This window comes from Chryseobacterium sp. Mn2064, from assembly GCF_049319685.1.
GTDB lineage: Bacteria > Bacteroidota > Bacteroidia > Flavobacteriales > Weeksellaceae > Chryseobacterium.
Genome location: NZ_JBMOUE010000002.1, coordinates 813,442 through 836,465 on the forward strand (window position 1 = coordinate 813,442; position 23,024 = coordinate 836,465).

The 23,024-nt window shown below is 36.6% G+C and carries 20 protein-coding genes; 14 read left to right on the forward strand and 6 right to left on the reverse strand.

Annotated elements, in window-relative coordinates; translation table 11 throughout:
• Nucleotides 1-224: 224 nt before the first annotated feature.
• Complete coding sequence (locus ACL9RH_RS10735; protein WP_422693356.1) at nt 225-728, forward strand: hypothetical protein; 504 nt, start codon at nt 225-227, stop codon at nt 726-728.
• A gap of 832 nt (nt 729-1,560) precedes the next feature.
• On the opposite strand, the gene ACL9RH_RS10740 is transcribed toward ACL9RH_RS10735, so the two are convergent.
• Complete coding sequence (locus ACL9RH_RS10740; protein WP_422693357.1) at nt 1,561-4,032, reverse strand: TonB-dependent receptor domain-containing protein; 2,472 nt, start codon at nt 4,030-4,032, stop codon at nt 1,561-1,563.
• Nucleotides 4,033-4,461: 429 nt separating this feature from the next.
• Between ACL9RH_RS10740 and ACL9RH_RS10745 the strand changes: the two genes are divergently transcribed.
• The 10 genes from ACL9RH_RS10745 (at nt 4,462) to ACL9RH_RS10790 (ending at nt 16,346) form a co-directional block, all read left to right on the forward strand.
• Complete coding sequence (locus ACL9RH_RS10745; protein ID WP_422693358.1) at nt 4,462-5,595, forward strand: 1-acyl-sn-glycerol-3-phosphate acyltransferase; 1,134 nt, start codon at nt 4,462-4,464, stop codon at nt 5,593-5,595.
• 243 nt (nt 5,596-5,838) lie between these two features.
• Complete coding sequence (locus tag ACL9RH_RS10750; protein WP_422693359.1) at nt 5,839-6,687, forward strand: helix-turn-helix domain-containing protein; 849 nt, start codon at nt 5,839-5,841, stop codon at nt 6,685-6,687.
• Nucleotides 6,688-6,771: 84 nt separating this feature from the next.
• On the forward strand, nt 6,772-7,956 hold the full coding sequence (locus ACL9RH_RS10755) for an FAD-dependent oxidoreductase (protein WP_422693360.1): 1,185 nt from the start codon (nt 6,772-6,774) through the stop codon (nt 7,954-7,956).
• Between the two features lie 190 nt (nt 7,957-8,146).
• On the forward strand, nt 8,147-9,178 hold the full coding sequence (locus ACL9RH_RS10760) for a hypothetical protein (protein ID WP_422693361.1): 1,032 nt from the start codon (nt 8,147-8,149) through the stop codon (nt 9,176-9,178).
• Nucleotides 9,179-9,181: 3 nt separating this feature from the next.
• Entirely contained in the window at nt 9,182-10,108 is a 927-nt protein-coding gene (locus ACL9RH_RS10765; protein ID WP_422693362.1) for a hypothetical protein, read from the forward strand.
• Nucleotides 10,108-11,346 (forward strand): hypothetical protein, encoded by a 1,239-nt coding sequence (locus ACL9RH_RS10770; protein WP_422693363.1) that lies wholly within the window; start codon nt 10,108-10,110, stop codon nt 11,344-11,346. The genes ACL9RH_RS10765 and ACL9RH_RS10770 overlap by 1 nt, the downstream gene beginning before the upstream one ends.
• 292 nt (nt 11,347-11,638) lie before the next feature.
• Nucleotides 11,639-12,622 carry an L-histidine N(alpha)-methyltransferase gene (gene egtD / locus ACL9RH_RS10775; protein WP_422693364.1) on the forward strand — a complete coding sequence of 328 codons (984 nt, stop codon included), beginning with the start codon at nt 11,639-11,641 and terminating at the stop codon, nt 12,620-12,622.
• A 59-nt stretch (nt 12,623-12,681) separates the two neighbouring features.
• A complete protein-coding gene (egtB, locus tag ACL9RH_RS10780; RefSeq protein ID WP_422693365.1) occupies nt 12,682-13,854 on the forward strand; it encodes an ergothioneine biosynthesis protein EgtB in 1,173 nt (390 codons plus the stop codon).
• 9 nt (nt 13,855-13,863) lie between these two features.
• Nucleotides 13,864-14,784, forward strand: a complete 921-nt coding sequence (locus ACL9RH_RS10785) for an ABC transporter ATP-binding protein (RefSeq protein WP_422693366.1) — start codon at nt 13,864-13,866, stop codon at nt 14,782-14,784.
• Nucleotides 14,781-16,346 carry an ABC transporter permease/substrate-binding protein gene (locus ACL9RH_RS10790; RefSeq protein WP_422693367.1) on the forward strand — a complete coding sequence of 522 codons (1,566 nt, stop codon included), beginning with the start codon at nt 14,781-14,783 and terminating at the stop codon, nt 16,344-16,346. Before ACL9RH_RS10785 ends, ACL9RH_RS10790 begins: the two co-directional genes overlap by 4 nt.
• A 33-nt stretch (nt 16,347-16,379) precedes the next feature.
• On the opposite strand, the gene ACL9RH_RS10795 is transcribed toward ACL9RH_RS10790, so the two are convergent.
• Nucleotides 16,380-16,862, reverse strand: a complete 483-nt coding sequence (locus ACL9RH_RS10795; protein ID WP_422693368.1) for a hypothetical protein — start codon at nt 16,860-16,862, stop codon at nt 16,380-16,382.
• 69 nt (nt 16,863-16,931) lie between these two features.
• Between ACL9RH_RS10795 and ACL9RH_RS10800 the strand changes: the two genes are divergently transcribed.
• Nucleotides 16,932-17,480: a hypothetical protein gene (locus ACL9RH_RS10800; protein ID WP_422693369.1), complete on the forward strand. Its 549-nt coding sequence runs from the start codon at nt 16,932-16,934 to the stop codon at nt 17,478-17,480.
• Between the two features lie 108 nt (nt 17,481-17,588).
• On the opposite strand, the gene ACL9RH_RS10805 is transcribed toward ACL9RH_RS10800, so the two are convergent.
• The 4 genes from ACL9RH_RS10805 to ACL9RH_RS10820 all read right to left on the reverse strand — a co-directional run bounded on the left by ACL9RH_RS10805 (nt 17,589) and on the right by ACL9RH_RS10820 (nt 20,897).
• A complete protein-coding gene (locus tag ACL9RH_RS10805; protein ID WP_422693370.1) occupies nt 17,589-18,011 on the reverse strand; it encodes a GNAT family N-acetyltransferase in 423 nt (140 codons plus the stop codon).
• A 59-nt stretch (nt 18,012-18,070) separates the two neighbouring features.
• Nucleotides 18,071-18,649 carry a Crp/Fnr family transcriptional regulator gene (locus ACL9RH_RS10810; protein WP_422693371.1) on the reverse strand — a complete coding sequence of 193 codons (579 nt, stop codon included), beginning with the start codon at nt 18,647-18,649 and terminating at the stop codon, nt 18,071-18,073.
• Nucleotides 18,650-18,741: 92 nt separating this feature from the next.
• A complete protein-coding gene (locus ACL9RH_RS10815) occupies nt 18,742-20,229 on the reverse strand; it encodes a serine hydrolase (RefSeq protein WP_422693372.1) in 1,488 nt (495 codons plus the stop codon).
• A gap of 86 nt (nt 20,230-20,315) precedes the next feature.
• Complete coding sequence (locus ACL9RH_RS10820) at nt 20,316-20,897, reverse strand: helix-turn-helix domain-containing protein (RefSeq protein ID WP_422693373.1); 582 nt, start codon at nt 20,895-20,897, stop codon at nt 20,316-20,318.
• A 429-nt stretch (nt 20,898-21,326) separates the two neighbouring features.
• Here ACL9RH_RS10820 and ACL9RH_RS10825 point away from each other — a divergent pair, with 429 nt between their 5' ends.
• Nucleotides 21,327-22,211, forward strand: a complete 885-nt coding sequence (locus ACL9RH_RS10825; protein ID WP_422693374.1) for a helix-turn-helix domain-containing protein — start codon at nt 21,327-21,329, stop codon at nt 22,209-22,211.
• A 70-nt stretch (nt 22,212-22,281) separates the two neighbouring features.
• Complete coding sequence (locus ACL9RH_RS10830; RefSeq protein ID WP_422693375.1) at nt 22,282-23,004, forward strand: siderophore-interacting protein; 723 nt, start codon at nt 22,282-22,284, stop codon at nt 23,002-23,004.
• Nucleotides 23,005-23,024: the final 20 nt, after the last annotated feature.

The following is a 23,024-nucleotide window of genomic DNA, read 5'->3' on the forward strand; positions in this document are numbered from 1 at the left end:
TTCAATCAGTTTCTATTTTATATTAAGATAGATCACTGATCTCCCTCGTTTCTCCGTTTTCCTCTGGAAATCATTTTTTGTACACAAAAAACGCAAAAAATAAAAATTGTATGCTCCGGTTTGCATAATCTGATGAATGCTTCCCGAAAATCTCACAACCCATTATTTTTCTATGCCTTACACTCGCTATATTTGATAGTATTAAACCAAAAAAACACAATATTATGGCACTAGACAATTTAATCAGTGTTAGCTTCTCAAAAAGTGACTTAGAAACTATTGATAAAGCAATTCAGGACATTCAGACTGTTCTTGTAGGAAAAACCATCAACCTTTCTCCAGAACAGAGACAGCAATACGGAAGAATTGCAGAACAAAACAAACTTTTCGTGAATAAAGCCAAAATCTATATGGAACAAAATGTTCAATATATCCCAGCCTTTCTTGATAAAGCGGAATTTGACAGAGATTATGAAGCCAGAGAACAGATAGAGCAAAGACTGCAACAGTTAGATTCCTTAGTAGAACAATTATCTGATACCAAAGTATTATTGGATCATGATAATTACCATAATTCCATAAGTTTCTACAGAAGTATACGATATCTTTCTGAAGAAAACGTTCCCGGTACCAATGTCGTGTATGAAGGGATGAAACAATTTTTTATATCAGGACAAACTTCTGGGCAGGTTCAAACGCCTCCGCCTTCATCTAATAACAATCAGTAAGAATAATACTGACAATAATCTATTTTTCTAAAAGCACGTTTTCACGTGCTTTTTGGATTTATTTTACTTTGGGTTGGTAATTTAAAATTGTTGATTTGCTTTGCTCCTTAAAAGCATACATAAAGATTAAAAAACTTTGCGTTTAATATATATATAGCTAATCCAACTGATTTTTCTTTAACGCAAAGATTTTATCTGTATAATACATTATATAAGGAGCTAAGAATAGATGGCTGCGCCACCGATGAAGCTAAGAAAACAATGCAAATGTTTCTTACAGTGCTATTTTATTCCTCCTATCCCCTTTCTTAACGGTCTCCAGGTAGTATAGCAACGGTCTACATCCCCTTTATGAAGGGTCGATATCCCCTTATATAAGTATCTACACCCCCTTAGGCAACTCTCTCTACCCCCTTGGGTAAGGGGGTAAAGCCCCTTCATAAAGGGGGTCGACACCGTTCATAAAGTCTCTCCAGGGGCTTATTAAAGGGGTTAGAGGGACTTTGGTAGCTCCCCCTAGAGCTACCGGAATATTTTCTGTTAAATTTCCTGCTTTCCATAAGTAATCATTAAAGATTTTTATTATCTCCACAAGTGGTCCTTTAGAAAGGAGAACAAAAAATGGTGTTCCGTTAAAGAATTTAGAGATATAAATCGTAAAACTAAAAAGAGACTGTCTCAAAAGTATACTTCTGAATGAAATGTAATGAAGAATTTCACCTGGGATCAGTTGTTTGAAATTCTTCCTTCTTCAGAATGACAAAAGTCAAATTGTTTACCTTTTGAGACGGCCTCTTTTATTTTCAGTCAATTATTGGGTTATCAATTAACTCTAACTCCCCGATCCCGGCCCATTCAAATACTCGTTACTGATATCTTTATCTTTTTTAAAATCCATCTTTCCAAACTTATAGCTGAAACTGATTCCGAAGGAACGGTATGGCAAATCTCTTATAGAATAGGAATCGTAGTCTCCTGTATTTACAGTGGTTACCTGTCTGATATATTTATTAAACGGATTGGTAATGGTAAATCCTAAGCTTGCCTTTTTATTCCAGAATTCTTTTCTTCCTGCCAAAGTATAGGTAATCGACTGCGGATTTTTGCCTTGTATGTTTTTAGCGGCAGAGTTGTAATTTCCAAATACTTCCAGAACAAAGTTCTTCGGAAACTGGTAGTTAAGATTCAGATTGGCGCGGTAACGCATTCCCATATCCAGATTTCCTACATAGATCTGACTCACAATATACCTGTGAAAAGCCATGATATTACTTCTAAGATTCATCTTATTATGAAGAAACGGCACAGATATAGAGACAATACCTCCCGAATTGTATTCCTTACCGATATTATCTCTTGCGGTTACCGACACATTGGTATACTCTGTACCATTGGCCATAAATGTAGGATAGAAAGTCGTAATCTGTTTGAGATCCTGGCTGTTGATACGCTCTACCAACGATACTGAAATATTTCCTCCATTGGCAAAATTTTTAGTGTATCCAAATTCCATATTATCTCCAATTTCAGGTTTCAGTGCCGGGTTTCCGGTGGTAATGTTGTGAGGGTCACTGATATTTAAGAAAGGATTAAGCTCAGTATATTCAGGGCGTTCCAACCTTCTTGTATAGGATAATTTCAACGTCTCACCACTATCAAATTTGTGAGATACAATAAATGATGGAACCCATAAACCATATGACGGAATATTTGTATTTGGAAAATCAATTTTCAGCGTAGTGTATTCATATCGGAGGCCTGCTCTTACATCCAACCAGTTCAATAGTTTCAATTTAGAAGAAAAATAAGCAGCATACACTCCCATATCATAATTTAAATGATACGACTGTAAAGGATCTGGATCATATTGTCCCGACAATGTGTTCAGAACATGAACATCCGTGGCATTGGTAATATGTTGCTGTACCGTTTTAAGCCCCATTTCAAAAGTGACATTGTCATTCAGAGGATGAACGTAATCTACGGAAATATTGTGACTGTTATCCGTTCCGGGATTACTTCCTGAAATACCATTGTATGGAGAAGTAGCTCCTGATAAGCTTTGAGTCTGAAAATAACTGCTCTTTGGAGAACCATAACTGAAAACATAATCCGCTGTAAGCTCCTGCCCTTCTTTGGCAAAAGTTTTTCTAAAACTCAGACTTCCGTCTATAGAACGAACGGAAGACTGGTTATCCGAAGTTCTGGATCCGATGATTGAAGAAACATTGGAGGTGTTATAATCAGTAATATATTGCTGCTGGTTGATTAATCCTGTACTTTTATTAGAGAAACTGTTGAAGGAAAGGGAACCGCTTAATGAACTGCTTTTATTCAGGATCCAGTCGAAACCTAAACCTGTTCTGTAGCCATGTCTTTCAAAATCGGTATAGCCATCCTGTAATAAATGCGTACTGGTATTGGAAGAAGTATCTCTAGAAGTTCTGTCCTGTGAAAAAGGTGTTTTGGCCTTCAACTGAGCATTTCCACTAAAGAAAGCATTCATACTGAAATTATTGTTCTTGTAATTCAGATTCAGAGATCCGGTTTCAAATAAAGTTCCCCCTGTGGCATTTACACTTCCATTGATGCCTCTTACTTTATTATCTTTTAAAACAATATTGATAATTCCTCCAGTACCTTGCGCATCATATTTTGCTCCCGGACTGGAAACCACTTCAATACTTTTGATCTGACTTGCCGGAATGGAAGCCAACGCATCAGCCAGACTGTTTCCAAAGATACTGGAAGGCTTTCCGTTTATCAAAAACCTAATATTGGAATTTCCCTGAAGTTCAACATTTCCATCCGCATCTACCGTCACCTGAGGGACTTTCCGCAATACATCAATGGCTGCTCCATTCTGAGAAGTTACATCATTGGCTGCGTTGAAAACAATCTTATCGACCTTATTCTCTATCACAGCTTTTTTACCGATGATCGTTACACCTTCCAAAGCGGTTTCCCCATTCGTAAGCCCAACATCACCCATATTGACCGTCTCATTTCCCGCACTGATCTGAATATCATCCGTCGTTTTGTTCTTGTATCCCGCATAAAAAACGGCTATTTTATACGTTCCGGAGACAACATAATCTATAGAAAATTCTCCTTTTTCATTGGAAGTTGTTCCGTTAATCTCTTTGTTATCCTGATTCAGAAGACCAACACTTGCATAGCCTATTGCCTTTCCTGTTCCGGAATCTATAATTCTTCCATTAATCTTCCCCTGATTAGCTCCCTGTTGTGCATTGGCCAAACCGATAAAAAACAGCAAGGCCCATAAAATTGATAATTGTTTCACTGTGATTGTAGAATTAATACACTACAAAAGTGAGAATCAATTTAGAAGAAATTCTGAATGCTCTTCTGAAACAGACTTAATAATAACCACAAAAGTCACAAAAGATTCTTAACACTTAAGTAATAATAAGTGACATGCTTTGCGCACAATAAGTACACTGAACTTTTTGAAAATCTTTGATTTTCTTCTCATGTGAACTTACTTATACAGTATCATTTTCAACTAACTTAAGTGAACTAAAGTGTTTTAAATAAAAACTTTTATGACTTTTGTGGTTAAAATATAGGCGAACAAATAGTAGAATATAATCGTTCACCAAATGATTTCCCTAAGTTCTACGCCATTCATAATACTTTAACACCGATTATACCCTATCCCCAGATAAATTTTCGTTCTTTTGCAAAAAGTTTTAATTTTTTAAATAATCGCATGTCGAAGTTTGATGAAATCCGGTTTTTTGATGATCATGAAGTGAATGAAAGATTGGGAAGTGTAGCACGGGATCCTATGATGAAAGCATTGATGAACTTTACTTTTCCTGATACGGAAGAGCAGGTTTGGCTGGAACAGTTTAAAGAAATCCGTTCCATCAGTGATTTTCAACATCATTTTGTTGCCCATACGGTTCGTCAGATCCTTTCTAAAAGTTCGGAAGGATTAACGACTTCAGGTTTCGATAGACTTGATAAAAACACGCCCTATCTTTATATTTCGAATCACAGAGATATTGTGCTGGATACTTCATTACTCAACCTCGTATTGTTGGAAAGCGGACATATCATGACTGCTTCTGCAATTGGAGATAACCTTGTTAAAAGAAAATTCCTGAATGTACTGGCTAAGCTCAACCGAAATTTTCTCGTTCAAAGAGGTTTATCACTTCGCGATCAGCTGAAAAGTTCTCAAACCATGTCTGAGTACATTAAAGACCTTTTACTGGAACAAAAACAGTCTGTATGGATTGCCCAACGTGAAGGCCGTGCTAAAGATGGCAACGATGCCACTCAACAAGGTGTTTTGAAAATGCTTGCCATGGCTGCAGGAGATCAATCGTTGACAGATTATTTTAAATCATTGAAAATTGTTCCTATATCTATTTCTTACGAATATGATCCTACAGATTCTTTAAAGATGCCACAGCTTCTGGCTCAGCACCGAGAAGAAGAATACATCAAAGGTAAAAATGAAGACTTTACCACAATGCTCAGCGGAATACTGGGTCAGAAGAAACGTATTCACCTTCATGCTGGCCATGTTATTGATGCTGAACTGGATGATATTGCGGCCCATGTCGAAAATAAAAATAAGCAGCTGCAGGCTATTGCACAGATCATCGATACCTCTATCATCAGCAATTATAAACTTTGGCCCACTAAATTTATAGCTTACGACCTGCTTCACCATAGTGATAAATATGCTTCAGAGTATACTGAGCAGGAAAAACAATTGTTTATCCGAAGACTGGAAATGCGTATTGCTTCCGATGATGCCGTATCTAAGGAATATTTCCTTACGATGTATGCGAATCCTCTTATCAATAAATTAAAAACGGAAGAAAAATAACTTCTGCCACTACAGATTATACTATAAAAATTTCGAAAATACCTGAAGATATTTTTTGGCCACTAATGCATAAATTTCTTATTCATTAGTGGCTAAATTATTATATCTCAATCACTAATTCTTTGCATTAAGAAAGGGAAAAATCTTAATTCGTTAAAGATTAAATTACAAGACTAGCTAATAATAGCTTCGGCTATTTCTTTAACTATACTTATCTTCGTATTCCCAATCAGGATCTATCGGATGAAAAAAAATATCCCTTCTCACCACAATCAGCTGGAAAATTCATTTGTAAAACTGATACCGCTATCCGTGCTTCATGAAAAGCAGGCAGAAATTCACCGGGATGATCATTATATGTTGATTATCCAGAGAAAAGGTGATTTTACTCTTGAAGTAGATTTCAAAACTATCCAGTTAAAAGGTCCTTCTTTTTGCTTTGTGGGGCCGGGACAAATTCATCAGTATATTCACCAGCAGGATAATGAGGGCTGGTTTCTGTTTGTGGAAGCAGGATCTGTTTCTGAATCCCACCAGGAAATATTGGATATGCATCAGTGGCTTCGTCAATCTGTATCTATTGATAAAAATGATGTGTTTTTTGATTTCCCTCTTCTGCTCGAAAAAATGGAAAAAGACAAGTTGCTCAACAATCCTTCTGTCATAATTCCATTGATAGAGGCTGTTATTGGAAGCGTTGTTTTAAAAATTTCAGAGATTCCTGTATCACAGTTTCAGTATAGCAGTTATAAATATTCCATTACAAGACAATTCAAAAAACTGATCTCAACACATTATAAAAATACCAAACAGGTACAGCAATATGCGGAGTTCCTTACCATTACACCACTCTATCTGAATGAAGCGGTGAAAGACGTTACCGGTTCCCCTGCCAGCTTTTGGATCCAGCAGAAAATCTTATGGGAAGCCCGCCGACTACTCTTCTATACAACCATGGATGTGAAACAAATTGCTTTCGAACTGGGATATGATGATCCTATCTATTTTTCACGTTTCTTTAAAAAAGGAACAGGTAAAACCGCTTTGCAGTTTAGAAAAGAAAACCAAGATTTGTCCCATCATCACCATTAAATCACCATCGGATCTCTACCTTCACCATCATAATTTTGTTTCGTCAATCATAAAAAACAAATCATAGATTGACGATCCATTATTATGACACAAAAACACACCCAAAAACGTATTGCCATTATCGGTGCCGGACTCGGCGGTCTATGCCTTGCTCAAGGTTTGAAAAAAAACGGAATAGATTGTAAAATTTTTGAAAAAGATCAAGCCATCAACACCCGAACCCAAGGATATAGAATCAGGGTGAATGAACCGGGCAGAAATGCTCTTCAGGAATGCCTTCCAGCCAATTTGTACAATCTCTTTATAGAAACCTGCGCAGCCAGTTATCCTGGAATGAACGTCTTAACAACCGCTCTTGAATCTTCCAAAAATGAAATGGTAGAATCCTGGAGCGACGGCGTAAAAGAAGTCCCGGATCTTAAACCCAACCGGTTAACATTAAGGGAAATTTTACTTCAGGGATTGCAGGAATACATCTGCTTCGGAAGGGAATTAGCAGACTGGAAGGAACTTGAAAATGATGAGGTAGAATTACATTTTACAGATGGTACAACTTATACCGCTGATCTTGTCATTGCAGCAGATGGTGTGCATTCTAAAATTGGGACGCAACATTGTAAAGATCAAAAGGTCAATACAGGGAATATTACCATCTATGGAAGAACTTTTTATTCCTCCGAAACTCAAAAGGCTATTTCACCTCAACTTCAAAAAGGTACTTCCGTTATTGTAGGAAACCAGTTTTCGCTCATTACCGATGCAATGGTCTTCGACTTTTCCAAAAAAGACAGTTCCTGGGATATATTGAGTCCAATTTCTAACTACTTCTATTGGGCTTTTATTGGAAATCCTAAAGCATTTGGATTGCTGCCTGCTGACTTTTATACTCACTCAGGAGAAGATCTTGCCCATCTTATCACTCAATTAACCAAAGAATGGCATCCTAGGCTTACAGCTCTTTTTGAGTATGCAGACCAAAAGTCATTATCTGTCACTCCGATCCGTTCATCTCTGCCTAAAGAACCCTGGAAATCGGGAAATATTACCGCATTAGGAGATGCTGTGCACACCATGAGCCCCGCAGGAGGTGTAGGAGCTAACACAGCATTTCTGGATGCTGCTCTTTTAACAGCCAATATTCTTAACAACAGCGATATTTCAGTAGCCATTAGGGATTATGAATCTAAAATGAGATTTTACAGCAACAGAGCGATAGAAATATCATTACAAGGCGGTGAAATTTTGCATGGTGTTGATGAAAAGAGGTAATCAGAGAGATCATTTGTTCAATACAAAGAGAGTCGGTGAAAGGATATTTTACCGGCTCTTTTTTAAGCTGTAAAGACACTATTCTTTTTACGGGTTCCCGTAATGATCTTACTTCGGTTGTTTGTAGTTTCGAACATTATAAAACATCATGTTTTTAACCATCTTCATTCAAAAAAATAACTGATACATTATGAATAGAAAAACAACTCCTGCAGATCTCTTCCTGGGAATTCTTGCATTATTACTGATCAGCGTAAGCTTTTACCAGACCTGGATGGGCCTCCAGCAAATCTTCGGCCCCGCATCATTTGTCATTGCTCTGGTTTTATCACTCCTTCTCCTGTTTCTTTGCTGGATGCTGAGAAATGCTAAGCTTGAAGGAAAACCTACCGGAAGCCTTGTATGGATTTACATTTTTATTGCTTCTTTCTGTTTCATTGCTAACTTCAATGCTTTATATACAAGATTTATGAAAACCGATATCTATACGGATGAACTTCGAGATATCAATAAAAACTTCACATCTCTTGAAAATGATGTAGAGTCAAAATTAAGTTACAAGTACAATAAAGCCACTACCCAAAACATTGAAATCAAGAAGAAACAACTGATGGAGCAAATTAAAGATCCCGGAAATAAAGGAATCGGAAGCCGTGCTCAGCTCTTAATTAAAGATATCGAAAAACTAACCGGTCAGAAAGTGGATCTCTTGACGCCTGTAGGTGATGATTATGAAGATCTTTCAGAAAGAATGGGAAAACAGATCGACAACATTATCTCCGATTTGTCTCCTGAAGAAAGAACATTGAAAACAGATCTTAATAATGCTGCTTTCAAGTGGAATAAAAATATTCAGGATTTACTTCTTCTGTCCAAAAAAGAAAAAGATGGGTTATCTCAGGGACTGATTGATGAGTCTCTTTCCGATTATAATAAACTGGGAAGCAGAGCGCAGACTATTCTGGGAAATGATAAAATTCACTTTGAACCTATTGTGTCAAAAACCCAACAGGTTGGAAAGATAGGTTTTGCTTTTGAGCACGCTATTAAAAATTTCGGAATGTACCAATTTGTAGTATTGGCAGGTTGTATTCTATTGGATTTCGTGATCGTCATTATTATTTTATTGGTAACAGACTCAGGAAATTACAATGGAAACAACAACAGAAGTGTATTCAACAATAAAAGAAGCGGTAAAACAATCATTCCTAATAATCATTAAGCTATGGATACTCAAGACAATTTAAAACCATTATCCCTCAACAATGAGGATGCTTTAAAGCCACTTTCTTTTGATTATCCCAATACTCCCAGTGAGGATTTCGTCCCTATTGCCAAAACCATTTCCAATGATATTAAAAACAAGGAAAGTAATTTTGTTTTCTTTTTCGGAACTGCTGAATCAGGGAAGTCTGTTATCCTCTCTTCCATGCTCTATTATCTCAGATCTTATGCCGGAGTTTTAAGGCCTAAACTGGGAACACCCAATTCCAGAGAGGCAAATGTTTTACTTTCGGACTTTTTTGAAAACATCAGACAGGGAGTATTACCCAATAGAACAACAAGAGACCAGGTAACCCGCCTTGATTTGGTTTTTGAACCCAATAATCGATCAAAAAGAGTGGTTCCTATTGATCTTACATTTTTGGAAACTTCCGGAGAAAATCATAATGACATCAGAAGAGGTGGCAGCTATCACAGCAGCATAGAAACCTTCCTGAATGCAAATATTCCGCTTACATTTATTATTGTCACCAGCTATGAATCGGCTTATAAAGATGACTCGCTTATCAATGAATTTCTGGATGAGCTGGAAAGAAAAGGGAAAAATCTAAAATCTGTAAATGCTATTCTGGTCGTTTCCAAATGGGACAAATCCGGAAGAATGGATGTAGAAAGTTCGGAAGCTCTTGACAGTTTTATATCTGATCATCTGCCCATGACGTCACAACGAATTGATACGTACGGTCTGAGCAAAACCTATTATACGGTGGGAAGTGTTCAGAATGCTACCGGAGGAGAGAAAATCAGCCTGCTGAATCTTTCCACAGCTGAAGTATTATCAAAATGGTTGTACAGAAGTATTGTAGGGTATGATTTGGATTATGAGGGAACTTTTTGGGAACGTTTAAAGTTTAGTTTTACAAATTGATGGAAAGGACTTATTTTTTCGCTGCATTTGGTACATTTGGAAATCCGAATGGTTTCAGGCAGTCCTTTTTTCTGGGTGGAAATCCTTCCATTGCTAAGGAGATCCGTACGTTTGATCTAAAAACGGATGCCATAAAATTATTACCTCAAACGAGTATCTATTCTATACGAAAAGACTATGCGGGAGGTTCTAATCTTATCTCTTACTCTGTTTACACCTTTGCTAAAGAACAAAACTCAGACAGAGGCGGAACATTCATAGGGTCAAGTCTTCTTTTTATTGATAAGACAGCGAAGGAAAATATCATCATCAATACGTTGAATGATTTTCACAGCACACTCGAAAAGAACAATATATCTGACGAAACCATCATGATCAATCATTCTGATCAGTTTTCTATTGAAATGCCTAAGGATTTTGATAAGATAGGTTTCAACCTTCAGGAAATGGCTGATGTAGACTTCAAAAAAGCAACTCAGCAGTATCTTGTAGTATATTGTGAAACTAACCCTTCTCAACTGGCTGGTTTTTTCAGCAAATCAATAGACCTTCTGAATGTTTATGATACGATCTATTTCACCCAAAGTTATGAAATCGGAGAGTTTGTAAAGCATAAAAGAATCTTTAAAATTGTAGATTCAGGAGGTTTTGATAAAGAAATTGAAAGGCTTCAGGAGGAAAAACAGCGCATCCTTCAAAATTCCATTTCAGATCTTGAAAAAGAAAAAGAAAGCTTGGAAGATGAAAAGAAACAAGTACTGGATAACCTCAAAAGGCAGATTGAACTCAATGAAAAACGCCATCAGGAAAATGAGGTAAAAATAAAAGAATCCAAAAAAGGACTTGACCTCATCAACCGTGAATATGATCAATATTATCAGAAGATTGAAGAAGTAATCAAAACCCTTAAACTGGACGGAAAAATAGAAGCTGCCAAGAATAAACATTCTGAAAATAAGAGATCATTCTCCCAAACTCTTACTCAAAATACAGCTGTAGAATCTCTCTCCCCATTTTCATCAAATGGAGTCAGAGTACAGGGTATCAGAGAAAATCCCCCATTCGGAAATGGTCTTCCAAATCTTCATAGCTCCGGGAGAAGTCATCAGGAGAGAAGATCCGGCAAAGATGGTTTTAAAATAGCCACATTTGTCTTAGGATTACTATTCGTAGGGGCTTTAGTATTATGTTGCATGTGGATGCCAGCAAAATATTCCGATGTGTTTACTCTGCCCTGAATGCTTTTATAAAGAAATATCATATTTCCATACCTTAACCTTTTTTCAGCCACCATGTACATTTTTCATCAATGTATGGTGGCTGATTAACTATATAACCAAGTCATCTCCTTTTCTATGAAAGAATCTTTTCTTTTTTACATGAAAAAGTACCACATTATACAAAAACACTTTGAAAATTAACTCATTAAAACTAAATTGTTTATATTTAAATAGATAAAAGGCTAAAGAACGGAATGCATTAAAAGGCAAGATAATTGCAGCAATCTAAAAATCACACAAAATAAGACCTATGAACGTACAGTTAGATCCATATTCTAAAACCGAGAACGATCCTGTTGATCACTTTCACCTGGATATTCTGAATGGACTGCAAAATACTCCTAAAAAGTTATCTTCAAAATACTTTTATGATAAAATCGGTGACCATCTTTTTCAGGAAATTATGGCTATGCCCGAATATTATCTTACCCGTTGTGAACTGGATATCTTTAAAAATAAGACAGAGGAACTTGCTGAACTGCTCATTCCTCAAAACGAACCTTTTGATTTGATTGAATTAGGTGCCGGAGATGCCATGAAATCTACCTATTTGCTAGAGCACCTGGTTAACTCAGGAAGTGACTTTACTTATATGCCTATTGATATTTCCGGAAACATCCTTTCTATACTTCAGAATAAATTAAGCAGTCATCTTCCCAATTTGAAAATTACTTGTTTAGAAGGTGATTATTTTGAAATGCTTCAGAAGGCTGCATCATTGTCTAACCGCAGAAAAGTGGTCTTATTTTTAGGAAGTAACATTGGAAATATGACTCCTGAAGAAGCTGAAAACTTCTGTCTTCACCTGAACCAGAATCTCTCTTCCAAAGATTGTGTACTGGTAGGTTTTGACCTTAAAAAGAATCCTCATATTATTCTCAATGCTTATAATGATTCACAGGGAATTACAGCTTCCTTTAATCTTAATCTACTGACACGCATCAATAATGAATTGGGTGCCAATTTCGATATCGACCAGTTTCAGCATTATCAGACCTATGACCCGATAAGTGGGGCTTGCAGAAGCTTTCTGGTAAGTCTTTCCGATCAAAAAGTTACCATCGGTAATGATCATATTTCATTTAAAGAGCATGAGCTTATTGATATGGAAATTTCACAGAAATTCTCTCCTGAGCAGATAAAAGAATTGGGAGAAAAATCAGGATTTATCACAACCGGAGAAATCAAGGATTCCAAAAAGTGGTTTGTAGATACTATTTGGCAGGTACAATAAAAGATATCCCCTCCAATCATGATTCTTTCTATTCAATAACCCTTAAAAACTAAAAAGACATGACACCAGAGATCACAACAAAGAATATAACAAAAAAATATATAGAGATCCGCGGGCATTCTGAAAAAATCTGCGCCCCGTTGGAAATTGAAGATTATGTGGTACAGCCCATTGTTGATGTAAGCCCTCCCAAATGGCATCTGGGGCATACCACATGGTTTTTTGAAACCTTTATTCTTCTCCCGAATTTTCCTGGATATCAGGTTTTTGATCCTCAGTACAATTTTGTTTTCAACAGCTATTATGAAACTATTGGAACAAGGGTAATACGAACAGACCGTGGAAACCTCAGCCGTCCTTCTGTTTCAGAGGTCTATCAGTATCGAAAATATGTGGATGAGCAGATGAAAATTTTTCTTCAAAGCGAATTCATGAAAGAAAGTATTGAGCCACTCCTCGAATTAGGCCTTAATCATGAACAGCAGCATCAGGAATTATTACTTACTGATATTAAATATATTTTAGGACACAATCCTCTATTTCCGGCTTATACAAAGGAAAAAGACAATATTCCAACGATGCATGAAAAAGCTCAGATGCTCAGGTTTTCTGAAGGAATCTATGAAATCGGTTTTACAGGAGAAGGTTTTTGTTTTGATAATGAATTGGGCAGACATAAAGTATTTCTCGATAATTTTGAAATTGCCAGTCAGCTGGTAACCAATGGTGAGTATTTAGAATTCATGGAAGCTGGCGGTTATTCAGATTTCCGACACTGGCACGCTGAAGGATGGGACTGGGTGAAACAAAATCATGTAAATTCTCCACTATACTGGCATTATATTGATGACAGATGGCAGCATTATACCCTAAACGGATTACAGGAAATAGATCTTCAATCCCCTCTTTGCCATATCAGCTTTTACGAAGCTTCTGCTTTTGCATCATGGAAAGGAATGCGCCTACCCACTGAAGCAGAATGGGAAGCTGCCTCTCATCATTTCGATTGGGGAAGTCGCTGGGAATGGACCAATTCGGCCTATCTTCCCTACCCTCATTTCAAGAAAGAAGCGGGCGCGGTGGGTGAATACAATGGTAAATTTATGGTCAATCAAATGGTTTTACGAGGGGCTTCTGAAGCTACCCCAAAAGGACACAGCAGGAATACGTACCGCAACTTCTTTCAAACCAATTTAAAATGGCAGTTTACAGGAATCCGACTTGCCCAATAATTTTTGCCGATGATTACAGTTGAATCAGTTTCAAAACGTTTTAACGGAAAAATTGCAGTAGATCATATTTCTTTTCAGGCTTATGATCAGGAAATTTTTGTGCTATTAGGAACCAGCGGCTGTGGTAAAACAACGACGCTTAAAATGATCAACCGTCTGATAGAAGCGGATTCTGGAAATATTCTCATTAACGGTAAAAACATTCGTGAGCAGAAACCGGAAGAACTGCGGATGGGAATCGGTTTTGTGATGCAGCATTCAGGTTTATTTCCTCATTATACAATTCGACAGAATATTTCCGTAGTTCCTGAATTGCTGAAATGGGACAAAAAAGAAACCCAAAGAAGAACCTATGAACTTTTAGAGAAACTTCATCTTTCTGAAGAAATTCTCACCCAATTTCCCAGTGAATTAAGTGGCGGACAACAGCAACGGGTCGGTATTGCCAGAGCTTTGATTGCTGACACTCCTGTTTTACTGATGGATGAACCTTTTGGAGCTCTAGATAATATTACCAAGGCGGATATCCATTCTGAATTTAAATCTCTTGAAGAACTTAAAAATAAAACAATACTACTCGTTACCCACGATGTACAGGAAGCTTTCGAATTGGGACATAGAATTTGTCTGATGGATCAGGGACAGATTATACAGACCGGAACTCCCAAAGAAATGCTTTATCAGCCTAAAAATAATTTTGTTCGCGACTTTTTTGCTGAAAGTAGACTGTTATTGGAATATAAAGTAGCCATCTTCGAAGATATCATTCCCTTTCTTAGCATTGACGAATTACCGGTTGGCTTAGCATATACAAACGAGACAAGTATCTGGAGTATTTTACAGAAACTGAGTACAGATCATCACAATGCTGATGCTTATGAAAATATGGTAAAAGCTTTTAATCATTATAGAAAACTACAGGTGGTATGACGCAGCAGAGTCTTTGGCAGTTTATTGTAGAACAGCATGAAAAACTACTCACCCAGATCATTCAGCATCTTGGGTTGACACTTTTTTCTCTGTTTCTGGCAATTATTGTCGGGGTTCCTTTAGGGATAATGATTTCGAGAAAAAGAAAACTTTCCGGACCCGTACTCGGAATTGCCGGAATTTTACAGACGATTCCCAGCATTGCTTTATTGGGCTTCATGATTCCTGCTTTTGGAATTGGTCCTCAACCCGCTATTGCGGCCTTATTGATCTACGCTCTTTTACCCATCATAAGAAATACCTATACAGGAATTACAGGTGTAGATCCGGTAGTAATTGAAGCTGCTAAAGCAATGGGAATGAACAGAAAACAACTTCTTTTCAAAGTAAAACTTCCTTTGGCTATGCCTGTAATTATTGCTGGGATCAGAACTGCGGCAGTGATTAATGTTGGAGTAGCTACTTTAGCATCTTTTGTGGCCGCAGGAGGTTTGGGAGAGTTTATCTTTGGCGGAATTTCTCTCAACAATACCAATATGATTCTGGCAGGTGCTATTCCTGCAGCGTTGCTTGCTATTTTGCTGGATCAGATCATTGCTCTTATACAGAAATCAGGATACCGGCTGTTTCAAAAACTCAAGTATGTATTGCCAATTCTTCTTATTATAGCAGGAGGCTTTTATATAGGAACCTTTATTTCACACCGTGCTATTAAAGCAGGATTTACTCCTGAATTTATGGGAAGACAAGACGGTGATATCGGTTTGAGGATGGTGTATGGAATCAATGTAAACCCTCTGGTGGTAAGTGATGCCATCATGTATAAAGCGGCATATGAAAAAGAACTGGATCTGATCAGCGGATATTCTACCGACGGCAGAATTAAAGCTTTTGATCTTTATGTACTGGAAGATGATAAAAACATATTTCCGCCTTATTTTGCGGCTCCCATCATCAAAAGCAAAACTCTTGAAAAGTTTCCTGAATTGGAAAAAACCTTAGATCTGTTAGCCGGAAAATTCAATGATTCTATTATGACGGATTTGAACTACAGATCCGATTATCTCCATCAAACCCCGGAAAAAATTGCGAAAGATTTTTTAATCAGAAATAATCTTTATAAAACTCCCCGAAAAAGCAGCTCAGAAAAGGTTCGGATTGGTTCAAAAATCTTTGGGGAACAATATATTCTCACAGAAATGTACAGAATGCTTATTGAAGGATATACGAACTATAAAGTAGAAACCAAAACGGGTTTGGGAGGAACCAAAATATGTTTTGATGCCCTCATGAATGATGCCATCGATTTTTATCCTGAATATACGGGAACCGGGCTTCTTGTTCTCTTAAAACCTACTGCGCAGACGATCAAAAGTGTTACTCAAAACTCCGATACAACCTATCAGTATGTGAACCTGGAATTTGAGAAGAAATACGGTATTCGATGGCTGAAACCTTTAGGTTTTAATAATTCTTATGCTTTAATGATGCGCAAAGAACAGGCTGATGATCTGCATATCAAAAATATTTCTGATCTTAAAAAATATTTTGACGAAAAGTAAAATACCTTATTTTCCCAATACCTGAAGATTTTTTTAATAATAAAAATGATTGGTAAAAAAATAAATAAAAGAGCAATCGGTTTCAATAATAAAGCTAATTTCACTATCATACCGCGGCTTCTCAGGTTCAATCATCATTTCATAGACATACTGAATTTCTCCGTTGATATAAGTTTCCATTCCTAAATTAAGCTTCCAGAGCTGTTGAAAGTCATTTATCTTCTGAAACATTCTTTCCTTATCTATCAACACAATATTTGAATTCTGCATCTCCCATTCATCCGAACCTGAAGCTCCCATCGCCGCAATGATAAACGATGTAAAATCCTGTATTTCTATTTTCTGTTTCCTGATAAGAGTAAGAACAATCTCATCTTTATTGAAAATAACTTCAGTGATTTCAGGCTTTGAAATGAAGAAATCAGAAGTTCTTTCTCTTAATTTTTCTGTTAATAGGAACTGTTCAAAAGGCATTTTTATTCTTTTAGCAAAGGTAATTTTATATTTTAAACCCATTCGATCCCTTTTAGAATAGTTTAATTATCTGTTTAAAATAAATATTATCTTCGTACAAAATTTGACATAATGAAAAAAATAGTATTGCTGGCTTCGGCTGCATTTGTTCTCCATTCCTGTGTGGTAAGAACGGCTACAAAAGTAGTTTCAGGAGCGGTAAATCTAAGTTATAAAGCTGTAAAGGGAACTGTCAATGGAATCAGCTGGGCTGTAAGCAAAGCCAAGGGAAAGATTGATGAAGACCGTTTGGACGGTACTTGGAAAGTAGTAGGCGTTTATAAAGGTTCTTTCGAAGATTTCTCAAAAGATCAAAATCCGGACGGTTCATTTACTTCAGATTGTACGGAAGGTAGTTTTGATCAAATAATTTTCAAAGCTAAAAAATCTAAATTCAAACCGGTACACTGCAGTTCGGATAAGGAAGACTGGGTAAAATATTCTATGGAATTTGGTAAAAATCCGGTCACTAAAGAAAAGGAAAATTATATAGAATACAACTCCAACAATTATATTTCGGTGGTTGATGTCAACAGCAAAACAATGGTTCTGGAAGGAAATCTGATGCCTAAGCTTGGATTTTCGGGAGCGAAACTGTATCTGTTAGAAAAGGTAAAATAGATATTTTATCCATAAAAATAATCCCTGCTTTCTTTTATTCTGAAAGCAGGGATTTTGATTTTATACGCTTATTTCTGTGCTGCTTAAAACAATTTGCCTCGTTTGCTGTTACAACTGCATGTGAAGAATGGGATATTCTTTACCTTCTCCATCCAGTTCAGATCTCTGCAAAACGATGAAACCGATATGTTTGTAAAAATCAACAGCCTGGGTATTTTGTTCGTTCACATCTACCTTTGTTACCTGTAAATCTGATATGGTATATTCTATCAATCTCTTTCCTATTCCGGTTCCCCGGTAATCGTTATGAACAAACAACATTTCAAGATTTCCTTCTGCAACGCCCGCAAATCCTATTAAAATATTGTTCTGTTCAAATCCTATTAAAGCCACATGCTGAAAATATACAGGAAGTTGCTTTTTATAGTATACAAAGTCTTCTTCTTTTAGAAAATAATGGGTATTCGACACTGCGCTCTCCCAGATTTCCACCAAACGCTGGTAATCTGATATCTTAATTTCTTTGATCATAATTGTAAATTCAGGAGCACAAAGGTGAGAACTTATTTACCTGAAACACTGAACCCAGGTTAAAAAATACGTTTGCGTATTCTGCTCAGTGCCTGTGGCGTTATTCCCAAATAAGAGGCGATATCTTTTAACGGTATATAATTTAATATAATCCCGTATTCAGCAATCATCTGCAGGTAATACTGCTCGGAAGAATATTTAATCAGATCGATATTTCTGTTCAGTATCTTATTCAACAAAATGGCTGTTAAATCTTCAAAAACAGTTTTTAATCCGGGAATAGCAGAATACAATTCAGCGGTTTTGTCTTTGTCGATCCGATACAGAACACTGTCCACAATGGTTTGTACGTTAAAAGTTGATTTTTGCTGTAATGTAAACGAGATATTTGACAACGAAAATGTACCATTTTTACAAAACCAGAACGTCTGTTCTTCGCCTTTATGATTAACAATCCAGCACCTTAACAGTCCGTCAAACACAAAATAACTATACTTTTCTATTTCTCCTTCCTGAATAAGGAATGTATTTTTCCTGACCAGAATTCTTTCAAAATACTGATCAAACAGTTCAGACTCTTCCCGAGTAAAGGTATTGATGTCTACATTAAATTCTTCAAGTAATTTTTCTAAAAGCATACAGTAGAAATTATTTATACATTCAGGCTTAAAATCGCTCAAAGATACACATTGATTATGGCAGAAAATATCTTTTTCAGAGCATTATCAAATCATTTAGTTTCTATTTCGACAATTTTCTTTCCCTGTTCACCCAAATAGTGAATAACCAGCTTTTCATAGACTTTATAACCGTCATCGACATTGGTAAAAATGACTATTCCTTTTCCGGAGTTTGGCAATACAATGGCAATACATCTTGTCCCTTGATCTGCTCCTCCATGAGATAATGCATATTCTCCGTTACCAAGATCATAGATTTCAAAACCAAGTCCGAAATACTTATTTTCTTTAGTTTTTACCTGCTTATGGATCATTTCCCTAAGCACTTCGGGCTTCAGATTTTTCCCTTTCATTACGTTTACCATAAAGTTTCCGTAATCTGAAATGGTAGTATGCAGATCATCAGCGGCATTGGCTTCTGTATTCTTCTCCAGAGGATAAGGTTGCAATTCCGTGTTATATCCAATAGCAAATCTTTTTTCATCTGTATTTTGATCCCAGATATACTGGGTATCTTTCATCCCAAGAGGTTGAAAGACAAGTTCTCTGGCCAATTGTTCCAATGGTTTTTGAAATTTCTTTTCAAGTGCTTTTCTCAGGTATTCAAATCCTTCTCCTGAATACTGATATTTTGTACCGGGATCAAACTCGAAATTCAGTTTTTTGCCTTTATTCATCGATCTCCAATTAGGAAAACCTGTCTGATGACTCAAAATTATTCTGGTTGTCAATTTTTTATGTCTTGGATCGTTAGCGATATCCGGATCTATCCAATAGGAATCAAGAGGTTCATCAAGTTTCCATTTTCCTAAGCTGATCAGGCGTAAAGCTACCATAGCGGTAACGGGCTTGGTAAGAGAAGCTACATTGAACAAGGTATTCTGAGGAGCGGAAATCCCCTTTTGGAGGTCTCCGAACACTTTAACTTCCTTCAGCTTTCCTTCTTCAATAATTCCTAGCCCAATAGTAGGAACTTTATTTTCTTTCAGCCAGTTTTCCATGGCCAGATCATTATCAAACATCGTTTCACTATCGGTGGTTTGTTTTGGGTGATGATTAAAGCTCAGTGAGTTTTTAAGTTTCCATTCTCCATTTTCCAATATCCACAGATGGGTAAATTGGGCTTCTCCGACCAGTTTTTCGGCTTGTTTTTCTATTTTTTCGTAAAACTCATGGTCTCCGTTCTGAATGGCTGCATATATTTTTCCGTCTTTATACATAGGATAGATCTCGGTGCTTTTCTTAATCAGATTTCTTTTTACCTGATAAGTTTCCGGAGATTTACACAGTCCGTTTTTAACATCAGCTATAAATTTCTTTTTATCTGCAAAACCTCCTTTATCATGATAAAATTCAAAATTGTCGCTCAGCAGACTTTCCATCTGTATCACATTGCAGGTGTTGTAACCCACCGAAAAAAGCAGGCTGTCTTTCAACATTATTGTTTTATAAAGGGGATCTGTTTTTTCTGTTTGGGCATGAATTACCCCAAAGAACAACATAAAAAAAGAGAGGATAAAATGTTCAGACTTTGTCATTGTTATTTTTTGACAAAGATTCGGATTCTTATCGATTTTCAACGAAAAATTGCCCCGACAAAAACCCGACAACAACCTGACACATTTTATATCATGCTGAATTTCAGACTAAAATACAGTTTTTTCTTACGATCTATTTCGGCGGCATTACGAAGAATGATGAATACATTGGAGAGTATAATCAGGATTATAATCATCAAAGTAAACTGTCTCCCAAGCTTTAAAAATATCCCTAGCATAAAAACAATGGGAGCCATAGCCGTCCACATCATCTGAACCGAAATAATCTGTCGGGCCAGAGAATTATTCTGTTTCATTTTAAACATCAAAAAAAGCGGAACCAAAATATTGAGCGGAGGAAGGATAACGAATAGTAATGAAGAAAGATTGATCATTTTAATACTGAAATAATTGATCTCAGCCTTCTCTTCTTTCTGATCTGGATTTTCTACCTTTTCTATTTCAACAGGATTTTCTCTAGAAAAACTACTCTCTTGGAGTGAAGATTCTTCAACATCCAATGCTTTTGCCAATGCTTTAAGGGTATGTCCCTTAGGTTCCGTTCCTGATTCTATCCGTTGAATGGTTCTTACAGAAATTTTAGACTTTTCTGATAGTTCTTCCTGGGTCAGGCTTTTCTGTTCTCTTGCCGCTTTTAGCTTAGACATGATATTATTCTAAAAAGAAGGATTTTTAATTAATTCTGGGACTAATTTACAGCTTTTTAGTAGTAAAATACTTTATTCTATAAAGCAAATACATTTCTGACAGGAATGGATAGCCTTATTTTTTAGTACAGAATATTAAGATGTACCTTCAGTTTATCTACTAAAATAAAACCCGGAACAGCATTCACGCTGTTCCGGATTTTGATGTATATTCATATAAAAATTTGGACCTTATTGATTATCTTATTATTACGGTGCAAATGTCGAACTTATCTTTTGAATATAATACCGTAGAAATACGTAATTCTGTCATTAGGTATTTATCATCAATCAACACACAGATCATTACTATTTTAAATTTGAATAAAGAGGTTATGATAAAACCATTCTCTTAAAAATATAGTATAGATTTGCAAAAAATGCTTAGAAATGAAGCAGACTATTCCTACCTATGACTTAAGTGGCATTTCAAAACACCGTTTTTTTATCGAAAGAATGGAAAAGCGAACCCGTGGCGCAGACGATATGCTTTTGGATAAAGGAATCCATAGAGACAGTCACTACATTTTTACCTGTATGGAAAGTGGCTATGTGAAAATGATGGTTGATTTTAAAACTGTTGAAGCTGAAGGTCCCACTATTTTCTGTGTATTACCAGGTCAGGTACATCAAGGGCTCGTGATGGAAAATGTTTCAGGATGGTTTGTCGCGGTAAAATCTGATCTTGTTCCGGATATCGTGCGTTCTGTTTTTGAAGAAACCCTGATAGAGATACAACCTCTAATGGCAGATAAAAACAAGATGCTGCACCTACATACCACAGCCAGTACACTCTATTCTTCTTATACAGATGAAATGTTTTCTTCAAAGCAGGGATTTTGGATCATACAATCTCTGCTCAATACATTATTGGGAATGTTTTCCTTTATGTATACTAATGAAAATAACATTGAAATTTCAGAGGAAAGCCGTGCTTTACAACTGTCAAGAGCATTCAGAATCTTGGTAAGAAAGCAATTCAGAACCCTGAAAAGTCCATCAGAATATGCAGAAATTCTAAATATTACAAGAGGCTATCTTACTGAGGTCATTCGTGAAATAACAGGAAAGCCTGCACAACACTGGATTCATCAGGAAGTATTAATAGAAGCCAAACGTTTGCTGGCCTTTACGAATCTTACGGTAAAAGAAATTGCTTATGAACTGGGGTATGGTGATCATACTTACTTTACACGGTTGTTTTCAAAACTTGAAAATAAGTCGCCATCGGAATTTCGAAGTCAAAATAAAAAACAGAAGGTAAACCACGAATAGTCCAATCAATTCCCCGATACCGCTATGGTGGTATTTCAATTTTGAAGCTTCCTTTGCAATAAAATTATTTATGCCAAGTTTACCAAAATGGATCAATGACACGGTAGAAAATGTCTGGTCTTCAAAATTCAAAGATTGTACTGTTACCCATATAGAAAATATCACTCCAGATCTCCTTCGTGTACGTTTTGCTACAGATTTGCAGGATACCTCCTACGAGCCGACTTACGCCATAGGAATAAGAGTGAACGACAGGGATTTTCGTAATTATTCTCCTTTCAATTTTAATAAAGAAGAAGGTACTTTTGATATTATATTTCATCTTCATGATGTTGCAGCCGCGGGAAGTAATTTTGTGGTGCAACTGTCTGTAGGAAGTTCCGTAAAGATCCTGATGCCGAGAGGGAAACGATTCTACGAGCACAATGCAAAAATTCACTTTTCCATAGGAGATGAAACCTCACTGGGAAGTTCTCTTTCCATCAAGGAAGCTGTAGATCAGAATAAAGGGACATTTATATGTCTGCATGAATTGGAAGAAATTCTTGCCCTGGAAACGTTAAATTTATATGGTTATCACAGTCCTAAAAACAATACTATGAGAATGATAGAAGCCTTAAACGATTTTCTGAATGAAGAAAATGAAGCCATTCATAATGATGAGGCCGTTTTTTATCTTACAGGAAATGGAGAACGCATGTCGCTCTTCAGAAAATTTCTGAAAGCAAGAGGTGTTTCCCCAAAATGCATCAAATCTCAGGCCTATTGGATAGAGGGAAAAAGAGGATTATAGGATTAAGAAAAGGAATGCAG

Excerpts from the sequence above, each read along its gene's own strand:
- ACL9RH_RS10735 (WP_422693356.1), top strand. The coding sequence starts at position 225 with ATGGCACTAGACAATTTAATCAGTGTTAGCTTCTCAAAAAGTGACTTA.
- ACL9RH_RS10745 (WP_422693358.1), top strand. The coding sequence starts at position 4,462 with ATGTCGAAGTTTGATGAAATCCGGTTTTTTGATGATCATGAAGTGAAT.
- ACL9RH_RS10750 (WP_422693359.1), top strand. The coding sequence starts at position 5,839 with ATGAAAAAAAATATCCCTTCTCACCACAATCAGCTGGAAAATTCATTT.
- ACL9RH_RS10755 (WP_422693360.1), top strand. The coding sequence starts at position 6,772 with ATGACACAAAAACACACCCAAAAACGTATTGCCATTATCGGTGCCGGA.
- ACL9RH_RS10760 (WP_422693361.1), top strand. The coding sequence starts at position 8,147 with ATGAATAGAAAAACAACTCCTGCAGATCTCTTCCTGGGAATTCTTGCA.
- ACL9RH_RS10765 (WP_422693362.1), top strand. The coding sequence starts at position 9,182 with ATGGATACTCAAGACAATTTAAAACCATTATCCCTCAACAATGAGGAT.
- ACL9RH_RS10770 (WP_422693363.1), top strand. The coding sequence starts at position 10,108 with ATGGAAAGGACTTATTTTTTCGCTGCATTTGGTACATTTGGAAATCCG.
- egtD (WP_422693364.1), top strand. The coding sequence starts at position 11,639 with ATGAACGTACAGTTAGATCCATATTCTAAAACCGAGAACGATCCTGTT.
- egtB (WP_422693365.1), top strand. The coding sequence starts at position 12,682 with ATGACACCAGAGATCACAACAAAGAATATAACAAAAAAATATATAGAG.
- ACL9RH_RS10785 (WP_422693366.1), top strand. The coding sequence starts at position 13,864 with ATGATTACAGTTGAATCAGTTTCAAAACGTTTTAACGGAAAAATTGCA.
- ACL9RH_RS10790 (WP_422693367.1), top strand. The coding sequence starts at position 14,781 with ATGACGCAGCAGAGTCTTTGGCAGTTTATTGTAGAACAGCATGAAAAA.
- ACL9RH_RS10795 (WP_422693368.1), bottom strand. The coding sequence starts at position 16,862 with ATGGGTTTAAAATATAAAATTACCTTTGCTAAAAGAATAAAAATGCCT.
- ACL9RH_RS10800 (WP_422693369.1), top strand. The coding sequence starts at position 16,932 with ATGAAAAAAATAGTATTGCTGGCTTCGGCTGCATTTGTTCTCCATTCC.
- ACL9RH_RS10805 (WP_422693370.1), bottom strand. The coding sequence starts at position 18,011 with ATGATCAAAGAAATTAAGATATCAGATTACCAGCGTTTGGTGGAAATC.
- ACL9RH_RS10810 (WP_422693371.1), bottom strand. The coding sequence starts at position 18,649 with ATGCTTTTAGAAAAATTACTTGAAGAATTTAATGTAGACATCAATACC.
- ACL9RH_RS10815 (WP_422693372.1), bottom strand. The coding sequence starts at position 20,229 with ATGACAAAGTCTGAACATTTTATCCTCTCTTTTTTTATGTTGTTCTTT.
- ACL9RH_RS10820 (WP_422693373.1), bottom strand. The coding sequence starts at position 20,897 with ATGTCTAAGCTAAAAGCGGCAAGAGAACAGAAAAGCCTGACCCAGGAA.
- ACL9RH_RS10825 (WP_422693374.1), top strand. The coding sequence starts at position 21,327 with ATGAAGCAGACTATTCCTACCTATGACTTAAGTGGCATTTCAAAACAC.
- ACL9RH_RS10830 (WP_422693375.1), top strand. The coding sequence starts at position 22,282 with ATGCCAAGTTTACCAAAATGGATCAATGACACGGTAGAAAATGTCTGG.